This is a genomic window from Actinacidiphila sp. bgisy160 (assembly GCF_057707815.1).
Map to the genome: position 1 here is coordinate 147,147 of NZ_JBYIQW010000002.1, position 15,215 is coordinate 162,361.

24 protein-coding genes are annotated in these 15,215 nt (G+C 73.5%); 4 read left to right on the forward strand and 20 right to left on the reverse strand.

What is annotated here, in order from left to right:
* Positions 1-61 precede the first annotated feature (61 nt).
* Positions 62-1,063, forward strand: a complete 1,002-nt coding sequence (locus AC3EUJ_RS03290; protein ID WP_431959351.1) for a tyrosine-type recombinase/integrase — start codon at positions 62-64, stop codon at positions 1,061-1,063.
* Between the two features lie 34 nt (positions 1,064-1,097).
* A complete protein-coding gene (locus AC3EUJ_RS03295) occupies positions 1,098-1,526 on the forward strand; it encodes a hypothetical protein (protein WP_431959352.1) in 429 nt (142 codons plus the stop codon).
* 114 nt (positions 1,527-1,640) lie between these two features.
* Here AC3EUJ_RS03295 and AC3EUJ_RS03300 read toward each other — a convergent pair whose 3' ends face one another.
* Both AC3EUJ_RS03300 and AC3EUJ_RS03305 read right to left on the reverse strand, forming a co-directional pair.
* On the reverse strand, positions 1,641-2,126 hold the full coding sequence (locus tag AC3EUJ_RS03300; RefSeq protein ID WP_431959353.1) for a hypothetical protein: 486 nt from the start codon (positions 2,124-2,126) through the stop codon (positions 1,641-1,643).
* A gap of 65 nt (positions 2,127-2,191) precedes the next feature.
* Positions 2,192-2,509: a hypothetical protein gene (locus tag AC3EUJ_RS03305; RefSeq protein ID WP_431959354.1), complete on the reverse strand. Its 318-nt coding sequence runs from the start codon at positions 2,507-2,509 to the stop codon at positions 2,192-2,194.
* 123 nt (positions 2,510-2,632) lie between these two features.
* Here AC3EUJ_RS03305 and AC3EUJ_RS03310 point away from each other — a divergent pair, with 123 nt between their 5' ends.
* Together AC3EUJ_RS03310 and AC3EUJ_RS03315 are read left to right on the forward strand one after the other, a co-directional pair.
* Positions 2,633-3,070 carry a DUF6233 domain-containing protein gene (locus AC3EUJ_RS03310; protein WP_431959355.1) on the forward strand — a complete coding sequence of 146 codons (438 nt, stop codon included), beginning with the start codon at positions 2,633-2,635 and terminating at the stop codon, positions 3,068-3,070.
* A 21-nt stretch (positions 3,071-3,091) separates the two neighbouring features.
* Entirely contained in the window at positions 3,092-3,517 is a 426-nt protein-coding gene (locus AC3EUJ_RS03315) for a hypothetical protein (RefSeq protein WP_431959356.1), read from the forward strand.
* Positions 3,518-3,854: 337 nt separating this feature from the next.
* Here the strand turns inward: AC3EUJ_RS03315 and AC3EUJ_RS03320 are convergent, their stop codons facing one another.
* The 18 genes from AC3EUJ_RS03320 to AC3EUJ_RS03405 all read right to left on the reverse strand — a co-directional run bounded on the left by AC3EUJ_RS03320 (position 3,855) and on the right by AC3EUJ_RS03405 (position 15,193).
* Complete coding sequence (locus AC3EUJ_RS03320; protein ID WP_431959357.1) at positions 3,855-4,142, reverse strand: hypothetical protein; 288 nt, start codon at positions 4,140-4,142, stop codon at positions 3,855-3,857.
* Between the two features lie 156 nt (positions 4,143-4,298).
* On the reverse strand, positions 4,299-6,137 hold the full coding sequence (locus tag AC3EUJ_RS03325; RefSeq protein ID WP_431959358.1) for a hypothetical protein: 1,839 nt from the start codon (positions 6,135-6,137) through the stop codon (positions 4,299-4,301).
* Between the two features lie 459 nt (positions 6,138-6,596).
* On the reverse strand, positions 6,597-7,325 hold the full coding sequence (locus tag AC3EUJ_RS03330; RefSeq protein ID WP_431959359.1) for a transposase: 729 nt from the start codon (positions 7,323-7,325) through the stop codon (positions 6,597-6,599).
* A 304-nt stretch (positions 7,326-7,629) separates the two neighbouring features.
* Complete coding sequence (locus AC3EUJ_RS03335; protein WP_431959361.1) at positions 7,630-8,010, reverse strand: HNH endonuclease; 381 nt, start codon at positions 8,008-8,010, stop codon at positions 7,630-7,632.
* A 27-nt stretch (positions 8,011-8,037) separates the two neighbouring features.
* Positions 8,038-8,271 carry a hypothetical protein gene (locus AC3EUJ_RS03340; RefSeq protein WP_431959362.1) on the reverse strand — a complete coding sequence of 78 codons (234 nt, stop codon included), beginning with the start codon at positions 8,269-8,271 and terminating at the stop codon, positions 8,038-8,040.
* Complete coding sequence (locus AC3EUJ_RS03345) at positions 8,268-8,897, reverse strand: hypothetical protein (protein WP_431959363.1); 630 nt, start codon at positions 8,895-8,897, stop codon at positions 8,268-8,270. The genes AC3EUJ_RS03340 and AC3EUJ_RS03345 overlap by 4 nt, the downstream gene beginning before the upstream one ends.
* An 84-nt stretch (positions 8,898-8,981) precedes the next feature.
* Positions 8,982-9,512, reverse strand: coding sequence for a hypothetical protein (locus tag AC3EUJ_RS03350; protein WP_431959364.1), 531 nt, complete (start codon positions 9,510-9,512; stop codon positions 8,982-8,984).
* Between the two features lie 258 nt (positions 9,513-9,770).
* On the reverse strand, positions 9,771-9,998 hold the full coding sequence (locus tag AC3EUJ_RS03355; RefSeq protein WP_431959365.1) for a hypothetical protein: 228 nt from the start codon (positions 9,996-9,998) through the stop codon (positions 9,771-9,773).
* Positions 9,999-10,054: 56 nt separating this feature from the next.
* Positions 10,055-10,294, reverse strand: a complete 240-nt coding sequence (locus tag AC3EUJ_RS03360; RefSeq protein WP_431959366.1) for a hypothetical protein — start codon at positions 10,292-10,294, stop codon at positions 10,055-10,057.
* 77 nt (positions 10,295-10,371) lie between these two features.
* The gene (locus AC3EUJ_RS03365) at positions 10,372-10,602 is read right to left on the reverse strand and encodes a hypothetical protein (protein WP_431959367.1); all 231 of its coding nucleotides are present in this window, start codon (positions 10,600-10,602) and stop codon (positions 10,372-10,374) included.
* A complete protein-coding gene (locus tag AC3EUJ_RS03370) occupies positions 10,599-11,039 on the reverse strand; it encodes a hypothetical protein (RefSeq protein ID WP_431959368.1) in 441 nt (146 codons plus the stop codon). The genes AC3EUJ_RS03365 and AC3EUJ_RS03370 overlap by 4 nt, the downstream gene beginning before the upstream one ends.
* Positions 11,036-11,176 carry a hypothetical protein gene (locus tag AC3EUJ_RS03375; RefSeq protein ID WP_431959369.1) on the reverse strand — a complete coding sequence of 47 codons (141 nt, stop codon included), beginning with the start codon at positions 11,174-11,176 and terminating at the stop codon, positions 11,036-11,038. Before AC3EUJ_RS03375 ends, AC3EUJ_RS03370 begins: the two co-directional genes overlap by 4 nt.
* On the reverse strand, positions 11,173-11,829 hold the full coding sequence (locus tag AC3EUJ_RS03380; RefSeq protein ID WP_431959370.1) for a hypothetical protein: 657 nt from the start codon (positions 11,827-11,829) through the stop codon (positions 11,173-11,175). Before AC3EUJ_RS03380 ends, AC3EUJ_RS03375 begins: the two co-directional genes overlap by 4 nt.
* A gap of 101 nt (positions 11,830-11,930) precedes the next feature.
* A complete protein-coding gene (locus AC3EUJ_RS03385) occupies positions 11,931-12,272 on the reverse strand; it encodes a hypothetical protein (protein ID WP_431959371.1) in 342 nt (113 codons plus the stop codon).
* 131 nt (positions 12,273-12,403) lie between these two features.
* Positions 12,404-13,216 carry a hypothetical protein gene (locus tag AC3EUJ_RS03390; protein ID WP_431959372.1) on the reverse strand — a complete coding sequence of 271 codons (813 nt, stop codon included), beginning with the start codon at positions 13,214-13,216 and terminating at the stop codon, positions 12,404-12,406.
* Positions 13,217-13,307: 91 nt separating this feature from the next.
* Positions 13,308-13,634, reverse strand: coding sequence for a hypothetical protein (locus tag AC3EUJ_RS03395; RefSeq protein ID WP_431959373.1), 327 nt, complete (start codon positions 13,632-13,634; stop codon positions 13,308-13,310).
* 85 nt (positions 13,635-13,719) lie between these two features.
* The gene (locus AC3EUJ_RS03400; RefSeq protein ID WP_431959374.1) at positions 13,720-14,106 is read right to left on the reverse strand and encodes a hypothetical protein; all 387 of its coding nucleotides are present in this window, start codon (positions 14,104-14,106) and stop codon (positions 13,720-13,722) included.
* A gap of 85 nt (positions 14,107-14,191) precedes the next feature.
* On the reverse strand, positions 14,192-15,193 hold the full coding sequence (locus tag AC3EUJ_RS03405) for a hypothetical protein (RefSeq protein WP_431959375.1): 1,002 nt from the start codon (positions 15,191-15,193) through the stop codon (positions 14,192-14,194).
* Positions 15,194-15,215 lie beyond the last annotated feature (22 nt).

A 15,215-nucleotide genomic window follows, 5' to 3' on the forward strand; every position in this document is an offset into this window, starting at 1 on the left:
TGTGCGGGGCCGCTCTGCGTTCACGTGCGGGTTCCGGCGGCCGCCGTCTACCCTGACCCGCATGCCTGCACAGCCCACCCCACCCAGTGCCGCCCTGGACACCCTGCAGTCCGTGGTGGCCCAGATGACCGCCGGACTCGACAACGGCGACGCGGTCGGCAAGCAAGTCCGCTGGGTGGCGGGGATGCTCGGCAGGGCCCTGGAGCGGCACCCCGACCAGTTCCCGCCCGACGCCGCCGACGACCTGGCGGTGCTCCTGTCGACGCCATCCGCCCTCGCCTTCCTGGACCTGGCCCGGGCCGGGGAGCTCCGCCGCCGTACCGGCCGCGCCCAGCACGGCCCGTCATCGGACGCGTCCGTGGACATGGCCGCCACCCGCCTTCGGGACATCACCCGCGCCGCAGGCCTGCCGCCGCTCGACCTGCCCGCCCGGCCCGCCGAGTCGCAGTCCCCGGTCAACCCCGTCGTGCCCGCCCAGCCGCGCGCCCTGCTGCTGCGCCACCTGGAAGCGGCCGCCGACCACTGGGAGGCCGGCCCCGAGGCCGTTCGGCTCCTGGCCATGCTCGGCCTGGTCCTCGATACCGGCGCCCGCTCCGGCGAGCTCGGCGCGCTCACCCTCCACGACGTGGACGCGAAGGCCGGGACCGTGCGCATCACCCGCCGCCCCCAGCACCGCGTGCGCGCCATGCCGCCCGTGGTCGAGACGATCGCCCTGTCGAAGCCCACCATCGCCGCCGTGCGCCGCTGGCTGGAGGTACGCGCGGACCTGGTCACCCACCTCCAGGGCTCCGACCACGGCGCCCTGTGGGTGTCGGTCCGCCCCGGCCACAACGAGCACCCCGACAACACCACCAGCCCGCGCCCCGTCGGCAGTCCCCTCATGGCCCGGGGCGTACTCCGCTCCTTCGAGCGGGGCATCGTCCGCCTCAACCTCGGCATGGCCGGATTCCCCGGCTGGGAGCCGCTGTCGACGCGCATGGAGCAACTGCGGCGCGCCATCGAGCTGGAGGCGCCACCCGGCGGAGAAGGCGGCCCAGCGCGCGCAGTGCGACCCCGCCCCTGAGCCATCCCCCCTGGCTGTGGCATGATCCGCCGCCATGACGATGATCAAGCCGGGGGGCGTCGTCGTAGTCGCCGCCGCCCTCATAGCCACACTCGCCGCGTGCGACAGCACACCGCCGGCCGCAGCCAAGCCCGCCGCCACCGCGAAGGCCTCGCCGAGCGGGCCGACCGTGCAAGGCGCGGCCGACGCGCTGCAGGGGATCCTCAAGCCCTGCCCGCCGCAGCACCCTGACGGGGCGTGCGAGGACATGCTGCAGAAGACGTACCACGCGATGTTGGCCGTACGGACGGCCATGGAGGCCGACCCGTCGGGCCGCGACTACTCCGGCGCGTACACGATCATCGACCACACCAAGGAGTGGGCGGGGAACGTGCCCTACCTAGACCAGGTGCCGTTGGCGCGCACCGCCGTTCTGCAGGACGCGCAGCAGCTCCTGGACTGGATCGCCGCGCACCCGGCCTGACCACCGCCGCACACAGCAGGGCCCCCGGCGCAGCACGGCTGCCGGGGGCCCAACTACTAATCTGGGACGAACTGGTAGCTCAGTAGTAGTTCTGGGAGTTCGGGCGGTCCGCCGTCACTCGTCGTCGTGGCCGTCCAGGATCGTCTCTGCGCGCTCGCGGCCGCGGGCGACGGCGTCCGCCTTGGGGCCGGGGCCCGGCAGTTCGACGTCGGGGCGGGCGAGAAGGTGCAGCAGTTGGCGCGCCATCCCCGGCACGCTGCGGGTCATGTACGCCTGCTGGAGGGCGATCGTCCCCCCGGGGGGATAAGCCAGGACGGACGCCAGGGCCTCCCGCATGAGCTCGCGGTCGTTGTGGCGCTGCTCGGACACGGCCTTCGAGATCGCCTTGTCACTGACGCCCAGCTCGGCCGCCACGGTGGCGGCGCTCGCGCCCGGGCGGAGCGTGGCGTCGTAGACGGCGGCGCGGCGCACTTCGGCGATGGCGGCCTGGAGCTCGGGGATCTTCCGGGAGAGGAGGTCGTCGCAGGCGAAGGCGCGCGCGACTGGGTCCGTGATGCCGGGCAGCACCTGGAGGGCGTTGCCGGGGGTTATCTCTGTCATGGGAAAACTCTACCCCCCCGTAGACGAGTGACCGGGGTCTCCCCGTACGCGCGGGACGTGTGTCGCTACCGGCCGCCGCCCATCGAGCGGATGACGTCCGCCGCATCCCGGTCGGTCCGCAGCGAGAGCTCGATGGCCAGCATCGCCACCTGGCCGGCCATCGCCATCAGCAGACTCGGCAGGATGGCTTGCTCGTCGCTCCCGGCCGCAGCAAGCCGGGCGTAGGCCACGCCCAGCTCGGCACTGAACCTCTCCTCGATGGCCGCCCCCGCCTCCTGCGGGGACCTAGTCGCCGGGATGGTCAGGTGCTCCATGCCGTTCTCGGTCATGAGGAGGGCCAGGCGGCGAGCTTCCTGGTCCAGCACGGGCAGGTCGATGTCCACGGGGAACCCCTTCTCTCGGGCGTCAGTCGGCGTAGCCTCCCACCGGGCAGGCCCGGGCCGCAGGCGCCCGTCCCCCGTCCGGGCGATACCGCCACGCCCGGGCCCCGGCGTACATTCGGACGCGTGTACGAAGACCTGCCGCCCGACGTCGAGCGCCTGGACATGCTGGCGAAGCACCTGCAGACCCAGCTCGACCGCGTCCGGGAGCAGTGGAACACCAAGGGCACCGCGCACGGAGACCTGCCCGGCGACCCGGCGGAACTCGACTTCGTCGGGAAGTGGATCGCCCTCACCCTGCGGCGCGTGAAGGAGCAGCGCGAGGAGGCCGACACCGGCACCCAGCCCTGGCGCTCCGGACGCCCGCCGGGATTCGTCCTGCAGCACGTGCGTACCGGTGAAAACGTCGTCGGCAAGGGCATCCTGCACCGGCCGGACTGCCCCATGGCGGACGGCAAGCGCCTGTCGTGGGAAGACGCACGCCTGGCGCTGCAGGAACGGACCATCTCTGTCACGGAGCCCTGTACGGAGTGTCGCCCCGACGAAGACCTGCGAGCGGGCTGACCACGCCGGTACGGTCGCGGCATGAGCGAACCCCAAGACGGCGCCCTGCCGCCGGCCGACCCCTCCGAGTTCCCCGAGCCGCTGCGGGAAGCACTGGCCCGCATGAGCCAGCGCGGCCCCGTGGTCGACATGGGCACCGGCCAGGTCGTCGCCCAGGGCGGCCGCATGGTCGCCAACCCGCAGGATGCTGCCGAGCTCGTCGCCTGCAACGAGTGCGCGCGGGCGATCGGCCTCGGCTGGTGGGGCAGCACCGCCCGGCACCCCGCCCCGGACGGAGCGCCCGTGTGCGTGCTCTGCCTCGAAGGCGAAGCCGTGCACACCGCCGCGGCGTGGTTCGCGGCCGCCGCGCAGCTCGTCCAGGCGCGCACCGCCGACGGGCAGCGCCGCACCTGGCGGGATGACGCAATCAAGGGGCTCGGCGCGATCTCCGGCCCCTTCCCCGGCTGACCGCTTCACCACAAAGGCCCGGCACCCGCGAGGGGTACCGGGCCTTCCTGCTGCTCGCTGCTCAGATCCAGTCGGTGCGCGGCCCTTCGCAGTACGCGCACGGCCCGAACGCGTCGCAGTCCCGCCACCCGTTGTGGGGTAGGGCAACGCCCGGGCATGCCGTACCGGTGGAGCACGACATGCTCCCGTCCTTGTGGTCGAGCTGCTGCCCGGCGCACGCCTGCGTGGCCGGGGCCGGCGCGCTCGTGCACCGGGGGCGGCGCGGCTTGTTCGGCTTCTGGCGGCCCATCGGCCCCTCCTCAGTCAGCGGTGAGCAGGGCGACGCTACAGGGCCCGATCATGTGCAGCTGCAGCACCGCGCGGCGGCCGCCGCCGCAACGACCGGGCGGCCGTCCCGCACCCCGTCAGGGGCCCCGTAGACGACGACCACCGTGTCCGGGTCGGCCAGGCACGCATTCCCGGTCAGCAGCGCGTCCAGGGCCGCGTGCGCCGCGCGGGCCCGGGCGTCCGGGTCACCCTTCGGCCACTGGCCCGTGCCCGTGTGGGCGCGCCCGGCAGTGCCCGCGCCGACGGCGGTGAGCAGCACGTCGGGGTGGTAGCCGCGGAATCCGGGGTCACAGGACATGGGGCCTCGATCAGGTGGTGCCAGGGGGTACATGTCCACGCTAAGCGGGCCCGCCCGGGCGCCCCGTAGACCGCCAGGACGATCCAGACCCGTGCCGTATCCACCTCGCGGCGTACCCGCCCGCCCCTGCCGTGACCTGGCCGAGACCAGGGCCGGTCAGTTCATCAGGCCCAGGCGGCGGGAGTCGAAGATGTCTTCCGGCTCGTACACCGACAGCAGCGCCCCGTCGGCGCGGTCCGGGGAGTCGATGCCCCGCGCCCGCATGGCCTTCTTCGACTCGACCACCGACGCGCCGGAGCTGTTCGTGCCCAGGTTCGGCGTCGAGAGCTGCACCGCGCACTTGTGGTCGACGCGGAGCCGCAACTGGCCGTGCCCGCCCGCGTCGTCGCCGTCGTCCTCGCGGCCGTCGACCCGGCGGGTGGGCGCCGGCTGCATGAGCGACCGGGCCGCCAGCCACATCTCATCGCGCTTCCGCCACGGCCGCATGACCTGCCCGGGGTCCTCGCGGTCCGGGTCGATCGACTCCGACACCATCACGCCGACGATCTGCGCCTCGTGCTCGCCTTCCTCGCCCCACCGCTCCAGCAGGGAATGCGCGCCGTGACCGAGGCCGTTGCGGTCGATCTTCACGCGCACCGGGGCCTCGGTGCCCAGCGCGCGGGCGAGGAGCTGCGCGGCCTTGATTTCCTCGAGGACCCGCCCCGCCACATCCACCTGGTTGATGTTCACCTGGCCGCTGGAAGCGTGCCGGAACTCGACCGCGTCGCCGACGGCCCGGTAAATGGTCATCTCGTCGCCGCCGTCGGCCGCCACGTCCACGCCGAGCCGGATCCACGCGCCGCGCTTCACGGTGTGCTCGGCGGTCTCCCCGGGCAGGCCCAGGTCGCACAGCCGCACGTACTCGGGGCCCTGCGGGTCCGGCTTGGCCTGCGCGGCCTCGATGAACGCCAACGGGATCGCCTTGTTCGCGCCGCCCTTGGGGAACCGGGCGTGCACCTTGGCGATGACGTACGGGTGATCCGGGCCGTACTCGCGGATGGTGCGGTCGACCCAGTCCATCGACGGCAGGTGAATCGCCAGGGAGTGCCGCTCCCGCGTCGGCGGACAGTCGTTGCAGTAGGGCACGCGCTCCCCGGTGATCAGCGGCGAGTCCAGGGTGCGGATCGGGATGGTGATGGTGCCCGGCTTCTCCGGGTCGTGGCCTTCCTCGCACATCACCTCGAACCACGACCGGGGGTCATCGGCCGGGGGGTTGCCGATCGCCAGCATCGCGGCATCACCGGTCAACAGGTTGTTCGTGCCGTTGCCGATCAGCCTGTCGATGCCGCCCGCCTCATCCACGATCAGCAACAGCCGCGGCGTGCCGTGGATGCCCTGCATAGCGGCCTCGTCGTTCGAGGGCGCGGTGAAGCCGTACGCCACCACCACGTCATTGCCGTGGACGTCGGGCATCTTCCACTGCGTGGTGTCGCAGAACCCGGGCAGGCCTGCGCGGGCGACCACCTTCCGAATGTGCGGCCACAGCTGGTAGCGGACCTGGCGGAACCGGGTCGCCGTGGTGACGACCACCATGGTTCCGGCGGGGTTCACGCAGCCCGCCCACGCCACCAACCGGCCCGCGAGCCACGTCTTCCCGACGCCGAACCCGGCAGGGACCATCGTGCGGGTGTGCCGGGTGACGGAGTCCAGCACCTCACGCTGCTTGGACCAGATCGACTCACCCAACACGTCCTCGGTGAACCCGGACGGGGTGTCGTGCCACAGGCCGTACAGGCTGCCGGTCTCCCGCTGCACCTCGCCCAGGACGAACGTGCGCTCCCGCGCCCCGAGCGTCTTGAACGTGGCGCGGCGGGGGCCGGCGGGGGCGCGCAGCAGGAGATCCGCAACGTTCGCGGCGTCGGAGGACCGGACCCCCCGGCCACGGGTCCGCGCTTCCGCTGCCGCCACTGCTGAGGTGGTGGGCGGGGGCGGGCCAGGGCGGCCGGGGGTCGGCATGCGGGGCATCGTGCGTCCCCGTCGGGGGTTGTGTCGCCAGGTCACGGACCCTCGGGGGGTGGGGGGCCTAAGAAGCCCGCGACCTGGCGGCACGTCCAATCCCGCCGTCGAGCGGAGCAGTCCCGACGGCGGGAGCTGTCGCCGACGGCGGGTGGACGCTCCCACCGTCGGCTGCTGGCACCCGGCGGCGGGGGGAGTTCGGGGGCCCCACCGCCGGACGTGGCATCCGGCGGCGGGGCCTGTAGTAATAACCGCCGCCGGAAGTTTCCGGGTCCGGCGGCAAGCGCGGGGAGTGTGCCCGCCGCCGGGAGCTCATGCCCTCGCGGTAGGGGCTGGGCTGACGAGTCAGACCCGGCCGCGGTGGCCTTGCAATGAGTAGGAACGTCGGCGCCGCCCAGAGTGTGACAACGCCGCCCGGCGAATTTCGCGGGGCGGCGTCATGGCAGGTCAGGGGCCGTGTCAGGCTGTGGCCTTCTTCGCGCGGGCGATCCACGTGCCGAGCGTCGCCGACGGCACGCCGTACTCCTCGGCGACGTCCTTGCGGGCGCGGCCGCCCAGCACCTCGGCGACCGCGCGCTGCCGCAGCTCCTTGTCGGCGGCCGGGGTGCGGGTCGCACCCACGATGTCCGTGATCCGGCTGTAGGAGTTGAGGCCGAGCACGACCATCACCTGATCGCGGGTCCACCCGTACTCGGGGCCGAGGAGCGTCTTCACGGCGTCGTTGCGGACCTTGAGCGCCACCTCGCGGCGCGCCCGGGCGGTCTCGGTCTTCTCGGCCAGGTCGATGAGCTGCTTGATGGCCTTCGCTGTCGGCATGTGCGCGATCCCGGCGGCCTTCGCGGCCGCTGCGCGCTCCGGGCCGGGCGCGGGAACGTCCTCGCCGTCGGCCAGGCCCAGCGCGGCCCGGGTGATCTTCACGACGGCTTGCTCTGTGACGCCGGAGGACTTCCACACGCCCCGGGTCCGCTCGTACGCCCACAGGGACAGCAGTGCGGCGTCCCGGCGGGGCCGCAGGCTGGCCATGGCGGCGTCGGCCTGGTGCACGATCTGCCCGGCACGGTGCCCGCGTCGGGTGAGGTCGGCGGCCAGGGCGTCGAGCTCGGCGGCCACCTCGTCGGCGGCCTGGCGGCGGATGTCGGCGAAGTCGGGGCGCGGGATACGGACGATGTCCGGGTTCGGTGCGGTCACGGCGGCTCTCCTTAGCGGGCACGGCTTTGCAGTCGGGCCGGCTGGGGCATCCCCATCACCGAGCACCCTCAAAGATACACCGGCAGAAGTGAACCGGGGCCCCGTCGGGGACAGGGCGGCCGCGACCGCACCGGGCTCAGCCAGCCTCGGTGTCACCCACGGCGCGCCCCCGGCCACAGCCGCACAGGCCTGCCCGGTACGCAGTCGCACAGGTCGGGGAACTCCCCGCACTCCGGGCACAGGTGGTGTCGGGGGCACTCCCCGTGCTGGTGCGCTTCCCGGTCGCACGCCGGGCCCTTCGCGGTCACCGCCGGAACCCTTCGGGCGCCTGGATCTTCGTGGCGGTGCCGTCGTCGCTCATGAGCATCCAGCCGCCGAGCGTCGTCCACACGGGCACCGTCGCCGGGTCGGTGGGGCGGCGCACCTTCCACCCGAAGCGGTAGGCCTCCGCCGGGCGCGCCTCGAACGCCATGTTGCAGGCCTGGCAGGCGGTCAGCAGGTTCGCCGGGCTGTTGATGGCCGGGTCGCTGCTGCCGCCCATGGCGCGGTTGACGCGGTGCTGCACGGTCAGCGTGGTGGCGGATCCGCAGCGGACACAGCGGGTCAGGTCGCGGGCGTACACGGCCTGCCGGACGGCGGGTGTCGGGCCGGTATTGCGGGCCCGGGGGCGGTTCTTGGCTGGCATGGCGGGCACGGTGCAGCGCGGCCGGGCTCAGTGTCGCGCCCTGCCCGCGCAGTCGTCGCACGGCTCCTGGCGCAGCGGCACGTTCAGGCAGGCGAAAAGGACCCCGCCGGGCAGTCGGATCCCCACGGTGCGGTTGCAGTTCTCGTCACCGCCGCGCCAGCCGTCCAGGTACAGCGGGCGCCAACGGCGGGTGAGGCCGTCGGCGGTCCACCAGAAGAACCGGGACGACACCGGGGCCGGTTCGTCGTCCTGCGGGGTCACTCCGGCTCCACGGAGCGGATCTCCAGGTCTTCGCCGTCCTGGGTGTGCACGCCCATGTCGAGCTGGTTCTCCCACGCGTCCCGGTTGCCCTCCAACCAGTCGTAGAGCTCCGCCATCGCCGGGTGCATGTCGTCGCCCCAGTCGTCGGCGCGCCCCGCCTCCACGGCCTCACGGACGCCTGCGGCGAGCTCCGGCGGGATGCGGACCACCGCGGGGATGTGGAACACGCAGGCCTCGGCGCACGTGATGCCCATGCGCACCGGCACCATGCCGTCGTCCCACTCGTCGTCGTCCTCGTCGTCCTGGTCGTCGCCGTCGGCGGGCGCGGCCGCCTTCCCCTCCGGGGCCTTCTCGTCCTCCCACCCGGGCACGTCGTCGTCCTCGGCGGTCTCCCCGTGGTCGATCAGGCAGTCACCGGCCGTCTGGTGCTCCTCCACCCACATGCGGGCCGCGTCGGCGCCGTCGAACGCGTCCAGCACAGCGGCCAGGGCCTCGACCTCCGTACACGTCAGGTTCGGTCCGACGTGCATGGCGGTCATCCCGTCGGCGAACGCGTCAGCGAACTCGTGGGCGAGCATCGACGGCACGGTGACCGTGGGCGCCTGGATCGGGTGGGAGTGAGGCATGGGGGTGGTTCTCCTGGGGTGGTGCGGGCGGTGCTGGCGTAGCGCGGCCGAACGTTGCCGGCCGCTGCGCACTACGTCGCGTGCTCACCCCACAGGCGCGTTCCTGGGCTGCTCCTTGCGCAGGTCGTTGTAGTACCCGCCGAACGGCAGGCCCGGATGCTGGTTGGCGGGCCCGTCGAGCTCCTCCACGTCGTCCTCCTCCTGCTCCCGCCACTCCACGAACGACGGGAGCTCCTGCAGCCGCGCGCGGGCGTCGTCCAGGTCGGCACCCACGACGACCCACAGGTACGGGGCCTCACCGTCGTGGCGCTCCCGCCCGGCCCACGTGAGCGTGAACGTCCGCCCGGACAGCGGCGACCCGTACACCTCGGTCAACCCGCGCATCACCTCGGCCAGCATCTGCTCAGCCTCCGCCGACTGCTCCGTGCGCACCTGGTCGAACGCCACCAGGGCGCCCTGCCGGATCGACCCCCCGTCCTCGGTCAGCAGGGGCGCGAGCTCCCCCTTGTGGCGGGCGGTCATGGCCTCCCAGCCGGTGATCAGGTCCCACGCGAGCGCGGTCGGGTCGGAGGAGAACAGGGGCGGGGCGGTGCCTTCGGCGGTGTTGGTGCTCATGGCGCGGCACCCTGCGGCCCGGGCCGGTCTTGCGTCCCGTGCTGCCCCCGGACACGGAAGCGCCCCGCCGACACAGGGAGAGTCGGCGGGGCGCAGCTTGGGGGCGGCCTAGGGTTCGACCCTTCCCGGGAGCACGGGGGACGCGCGGGCCGCCATGGAACGACCGGTGTTCCTCCGGCCGCTGCTCCATCGCGCACCCATCGTAGGCGCGCCCACGGGGTGCCGGGCTCACGCGGAGGCCGGCTCGCCCCCTCGGCGTCAGCCCTCGTACTGGTCGGTGTACTCCGGGCCGCCGGGCTCGGTCTCGCATCCCTCGTAGTGGTCGGGTGTGCCGTGGCTGAGGACCAGGCCGTACGACTGGGGGACCAGGTCGCAGCCCTTGCCCGCCCACTGGTTGGCGAGGAACGTCCATGCGATGAGCGCCACGACTACGAGCGCGTACTTGGTCTTGCGGCTGATGCGGGGCTGTCTCGCGGTGTCAGTCATGCCGTGATTCTCGGGGTGCCTGCCGGGCCTACGCGGGCGGCGTGATGGGACCGTGATCATGAAACCGGCCCCTCCCCGTCGTCCTGGTCGCCGTCGGTGGAGAGCGTGCCGGAGAACGTGACCACGAACCCGGTGCCGTCGTCGGCCTGCCGGAAGTGCGTGCCCCACAGCAGGGGCCCGGATCCGATCTGCACGGCGACCTGCTCCGCGATGGCGGTCAGTGCGGCCAGGGCATTCACCGGAAGCTCTCCGGGGGTGCGGAACTCGACGCTGACGGGGTGGCCAGTGGGCGGCACGGGGGGGTTCCTCTCGGGGTGGGGCGGGACGGGCGGGGAACGCGCGTCTCACTGTGAGACACGCGTCCGGGGCGGCCTCACGCAGGCCATAGGAACACGGCAGGGACGGCGTCCCTGGGGGCGGCCTCCCGGTCCTGCGGGCTGTAGTGCTCGCCCGTGTGGGCGTCCTCGGCCAGGTACAGGCCGAACGCGACGTCGTCGGCGAGCGCGTACCGGTTCCCCTCCGCGTCGGACGACAGGACCACGGGCGTCTCACCGGGCAGGTCGGCGGCGGCCGCGATGAACGCGCGCAGCTCAGCGAGGGTCACGGGCGCGTCCTGGAGGCTCGGTTGCAGGCGTGGCAGTACCGGCGGCCGTCGCCACGCACCCGGGCTTCGGTGTCCGGGTCGTGGTCGCATGACCAGGGCCGGTGCCTCACCCCAGTGATCCCCGCGTAGGCCGTGCGGTCACGCTGGCGGGTCTCGGCGTCTTCCACGTGCTCCGGCTCGCAGCACGACGGCACCTCGCACCACGGGCGGATGTACCCGACGGGCATCCGTCCGGTGCGCAGCAGGAACGCGGCTTGCTGGGCGGTGTAGTCGCGGCCCTTGTGGCGGAACCGGCCTGCGGGGTGGCACTTCTCGACGCGACGGGCCCACATGCGGTGTCCGTCCTCGGTGGGGCGGGTGCGCGCCGCGAACGCTTCGGCGAGGCCTTCGGGGACGGCGGCGGCCGGGGCCGCGTGCAGCAGCTCGGCAACGGTCACGGGCGGGGCCTCCCCTGGCACTGGGCGCGGTGCTCCGCCACCTGCCGGGCGAACTCGACCGGGTCGGCGCTCTCGATGGGGTAGTCGCAGCGGCCGCAGCGGAATCCGGCGCGGTCCCAGCCTCGCGCGGCGCTCACTCGTCGTCCGTCTCGTCCAGGGCCTCCGCCGGGGTGATCTCCCCGGCGCACAGGCGGCGGATCACGTCGGCCATGTGCCAGTTGTCGCCGGGCAGCGCATCCCCGAGCGCGGCCGCGAGCTGCGCGGCAGTCGCCAGGCGCTCGGCAGCGTCCGCCGGGGCCTCCTTCTCGGCCTTCTCCAGGCGGCGCGTGATGGCGGCCGCCACCTGCCCGATCAGGGGCGCTCCCGTGCCGCCACGGCGCCGGTACTCGGACTGCGCGGACAGGCGCATCCCCTCACCGACCGGGGTGTCGGAGCCGAACGCGTGCCGGATGGGCTCCGGGGCCTCCGTGAGCTCGCGCGCCAGGGCCACGATGATCGGGTCCTGGTCCAGGTCGGCATCCACCTGCTGGCCGGACAGGAGGGTGATGGGCTGGTTGTCGGCGAGCAGGTTGACGCGGTCGAAGGCGCGGGTGTCGGCCGTGCCATCCCGGTGCCGGGTGACCGTGACGACGCGCGGCGTGGCGGGCGGCGGGATCTCCGGGAACACGTTGGCGCGCCAGTAGTCGCCGATGAGCTCCCGGGCTTCGTCCACGTCGATGCCGTCGCCGGTCATCGCTTCCACCAGGGCTTCGGTCGCCCGGTGTTGGGCGGGGGTGATGGTGCGGGCCATGCGGGGGTGTCTCCGTTCGGGGGGTGGGCCGGCTGCCTGCCTCACCGGGAGGCAAGCAGCCGTGCGGGCACAACGTCAGGCGGTGGAATCCGCGGGGGTGGTCAGTCGATGGCTCCGGAGGCACGGAGCTCGGCGACCTCACCGACGGTCAGGTACCGGCCGGTGTCGATGTAGTGCTGGCGGGAGACGCTGGTCTCCTTGTCGGCGTGGTCGTCGGTGGTGTTGCCGAACCGGGCGGGGTCGAGCAGCCGGATCGCGGACGCCACGGCGGCGTTCCACTCCGTCCGCCAGGGGCCGTTGGCGATCAGATGGTCCAGGGCCTGCGGCTCGGGCAGGTCGTCGGCCTGGTCGTCGCTCACGCGGGCGGCCTCGGCCCGGATGAAGCCGAACAGGTCGTCGGCGGTCTGCTGTCGGCGGGTGCGGAAGGTGTCGCTGCTGCTCACGGGGGCGTTCTCCGTTCGGTGTGGATGGGTCCAGGAGCGGCCACAGGCGGCCGCAGGAGCGCCGCAGGGGGCGCGGGGGCCCCGATGCCCGCCCGGCGGTCGCACAGGCGGGCACGGGGCCGCACAGGGCGTCAGGAGACGTACAGGCGCGGCGGGTCGAACTGCACGGTCAGCAGCTCCCCGCCGGACAGCTCGGACCACTCGGAGTGGTCGGCGAGCATCCCGGGCAGCTCCCCGTCGTCGGACAGGTCCAGCTCCAGGTGCGTGCGGTTGGCGAAGTTGGCCGTGGCGCTGGACTCGTTCCAGAACTCGCCGTTGTCGTAGTGCGTCGTGCTGAACGTGACGGACGTGAGCTCACCCGGCACGGGCGTGCCTGCCTGCTCCAGGTGCTCCAGGACAGCCGCGCGTACGGCACCGGGGAGCGCCGCGTCGGTCCGGCGCCTCAACTCCTCCTCGGCGGCCGCCATCAGGGCGTACAGCGCGGAGTCGTCGAGCTGCTTCACGTCGACGGGCAAGGGCCGGTCGCGCAGCGGGCCGTTCACCTCCTCGGGGGTGTTCAGGTCCACCTGCACGGCGCGGCTCGTCCCGTCGTGCCGGGACACGTCGTAGACGCACGCGATGCTGCCCGGGTCACGGTGCTTGGCCAGGGCCTGCCGGGCGGCGTCCTCCGGGCCGTTGGCGTGCACCTCGATCGCCCACTCCACGTGGTACTCACCGGGGCCCGTCGGGGCCGGGCGGGCGTCCTCCCACTGCCCCTCGGGCATGCGGGACACGGGGATCAGGTGCGGGTACTTCTCCGCGTGCCACATGGCGGACTCGCGGGTGAACGAGATGTCCATGACGCCTGCCTGGCGGGGCCTCACGGACCACAGCCGGAACTCCTCGGAGTCGTGCTCGGCGCAGGGGGTGGCGGTGGCGGTGGTGCGGGGCTCGGGGGTGCTCATGCGGGGTGCTCTCCGTTCGGGTGGGGCCGCCGCGCACCGTCGGGTGCGGGGCGCGGCGGCCGGGGATGTGGGGGCGGGCCGGCTGCTGCGCTCAGCGGCGCGCGGCGGCGACGTCGGCGTGCTCCATGGGCGCGCACTCCTCGCACAGGCCGTCGGCGTCGAGCTCCGCCGGGAGGAAGTACCAGCGGCATCCCTCGCACGGGCCGAAGTCCTCTTCCCGGGGCGCCTTGAAGCCGAAGCGGCTCATGACGTCCTGGATCGAGTCGAGCAGGTCGGTGTCGGTGATCCCGGGGTTCCCGATCCGGTACATCACGGCCTTGACGGCGGCGTGCGGGTCGGGCTGGCCGGACAGGCGGGCGAGCAGGGCGGCGGCGCGCATCAGGGCGCGGCGGGCGGCGGCGGTCAGCCGGTGCAGCATGGCGGGTGTCCTTCGGTTCGGAGTGCGGGTCTTCGGGGCGGGGCCCGCCCGGTTGCTGGCCGGGCGGGCAGGGGCGCGGCAGGGGTCAGAACGGCAGGGCGTCGTGGTCCTTGAGGCTCTGGAAGCGGGCCAGGATCAGCGCGGCCGCCCGGGCGTTGCCCTGCTCCCCCCGGTGGAGCTTGTCGATCGAGTTGTCCAGCTCCGCGTACAGCCGGGGAACGTTGGCGTCCTCGGCGGCCACGGCGTGCCGGAGCCGGTTGGCGCGGCGCGTCAGGGAAGCGGCGATCCGCTCGGCGGCGGCCGCCTGGTCGTGGACGTATGCCGCGTCGGACTGGAGCGTCCAGCCGTCCAGGTGGGCGCGGACGGTCGCGGCGGCCGTGACCAAGCTCAGCGCCATGTGCCGGGCGCGGATGAGGGTGGCGCGGGCGCTGCCGAGCTGCTGCTGAGTGGGGGCGGTGATGGTGGCGCTCATGACGTCAGGTGCCTTTCTGCGGGGCTGTGCGGGGTGGTTGGGGGTGTCGGGGCCGCCCGGTGCTGCCGGGCGGCCCCAGGGGGCGTCAGGCGCCGCGCAGGGCGTCCGTGCGAGCGGCCGCGGGGACGATCAGCACGCGGTCGGCGGCCGCCCACGGGTCGCACGTCTCCCACGGGTTGTGCGGCGCGTCCGGGGTGGTGAGCCGCACGGCGGGGCCGCTCACCTGGCGGCAGTGGGCGCAGCACTCGGGGTCGAGCGGCGCGGGCGCGGCCGGGTAGGCGTTGACGAACCAGTCCGGGCCGTCCGACGTCCAGGACGCGAGGACCAGGTCCCCGGGCTTCACCTGGTCGGCGCGCACGATCTGCTGCATGCGCGGCATGTAGGCGACGGGCTCCCAGTCGGGGCCGCCCGGTCGGGCCGGGATGTCGGCGAGCCGTGCACACTCCCCGCCCGTGCACCGCTGTGCGGCCTCGCACATCCGGAGCATGCCCCGCTCGAACGCCACAGCCGGGCGCAGGTCGGTCGTCCACACCTCGCGGTCCCCGGTCTTGTCGAACGCGACGGCGGTCATGTCCCGCGTGGGGTCGGTGGCGTGCGGCACATCGGCCAGGACGGTCCCGAACCCGCCGTGCAGCGTGGAGACGACGCGCTGCCCGACGCCGTACGCGGTGCGGGCCGGCCCGCTCCCCATGGCGATGGCCTTCATCTCCGCGTAGGTCAGCGTGCAGTCACGCCCGGCGTGGTGGCGGGCGAAGTCCAGGGCGTCGCGCGCCTGCTCCTCGGTGTGCCCCTTGCCCATGGCGTCGGCGAGCAGCTCCCGCTCGGTGGCGCGGTTGATGGCGATGTACCCGGCAAGCGTGAGCTCCCAGACGTGCCGGTCGTACGTGACGCGGTCGGTGCGGATGGAGCGCGTGCCCGGGGTGATCTTCCGGCGGGCGACCCAGCCCCAGCGGGCAAGGGACCGCTCGGTGCCGCCGTTGATGGTCAGGTATCCGTGCTCTCCGCGCAGCGTGGCGATGACGCGGCCGGGGTTGTCGGCGATCAGGTTCAGTGCGACGGACTGGGCGGCGGTGGGAGTGCGGGTCACGGCAGGTGCCTTTCTGCGGGCC

What these genes read in the sequence shown, in the direction of transcription:
- AC3EUJ_RS03290 (WP_431959351.1), top strand. Translation starts at nt 62, where the DNA reads ATGCCTGCACAGCCCACCCCACCCAGTGCCGCCCTGGACACCCTGCAG.
- AC3EUJ_RS03295 (WP_431959352.1), top strand. Translation starts at nt 1,098, where the DNA reads ATGACGATGATCAAGCCGGGGGGCGTCGTCGTAGTCGCCGCCGCCCTC.
- AC3EUJ_RS03300 (WP_431959353.1), bottom strand. Translation starts at nt 2,126, where the DNA reads ATGACAGAGATAACCCCCGGCAACGCCCTCCAGGTGCTGCCCGGCATC.
- AC3EUJ_RS03315 (WP_431959356.1), top strand. Translation starts at nt 3,092, where the DNA reads ATGAGCGAACCCCAAGACGGCGCCCTGCCGCCGGCCGACCCCTCCGAG.
- AC3EUJ_RS03320 (WP_431959357.1), bottom strand. Translation starts at nt 4,142, where the DNA reads ATGTCCTGTGACCCCGGATTCCGCGGCTACCACCCCGACGTGCTGCTC.
- AC3EUJ_RS03325 (WP_431959358.1), bottom strand. Translation starts at nt 6,137, where the DNA reads ATGCCGACCCCCGGCCGCCCTGGCCCGCCCCCGCCCACCACCTCAGCA.
- AC3EUJ_RS03335 (WP_431959361.1), bottom strand. Translation starts at nt 8,010, where the DNA reads ATGCCAGCCAAGAACCGCCCCCGGGCCCGCAATACCGGCCCGACACCC.
- AC3EUJ_RS03345 (WP_431959363.1), bottom strand. Translation starts at nt 8,897, where the DNA reads ATGCCTCACTCCCACCCGATCCAGGCGCCCACGGTCACCGTGCCGTCG.
- AC3EUJ_RS03350 (WP_431959364.1), bottom strand. Translation starts at nt 9,512, where the DNA reads ATGAGCACCAACACCGCCGAAGGCACCGCCCCGCCCCTGTTCTCCTCC.
- AC3EUJ_RS03355 (WP_431959365.1), bottom strand. Translation starts at nt 9,998, where the DNA reads ATGACTGACACCGCGAGACAGCCCCGCATCAGCCGCAAGACCAAGTAC.
- AC3EUJ_RS03380 (WP_431959370.1), bottom strand. Translation starts at nt 11,829, where the DNA reads ATGGCCCGCACCATCACCCCCGCCCAACACCGGGCGACCGAAGCCCTG.
- AC3EUJ_RS03390 (WP_431959372.1), bottom strand. Translation starts at nt 13,216, where the DNA reads ATGAGCACCCCCGAGCCCCGCACCACCGCCACCGCCACCCCCTGCGCC.
- AC3EUJ_RS03395 (WP_431959373.1), bottom strand. Translation starts at nt 13,634, where the DNA reads ATGCTGCACCGGCTGACCGCCGCCGCCCGCCGCGCCCTGATGCGCGCC.
- AC3EUJ_RS03400 (WP_431959374.1), bottom strand. Translation starts at nt 14,106, where the DNA reads ATGAGCGCCACCATCACCGCCCCCACTCAGCAGCAGCTCGGCAGCGCC.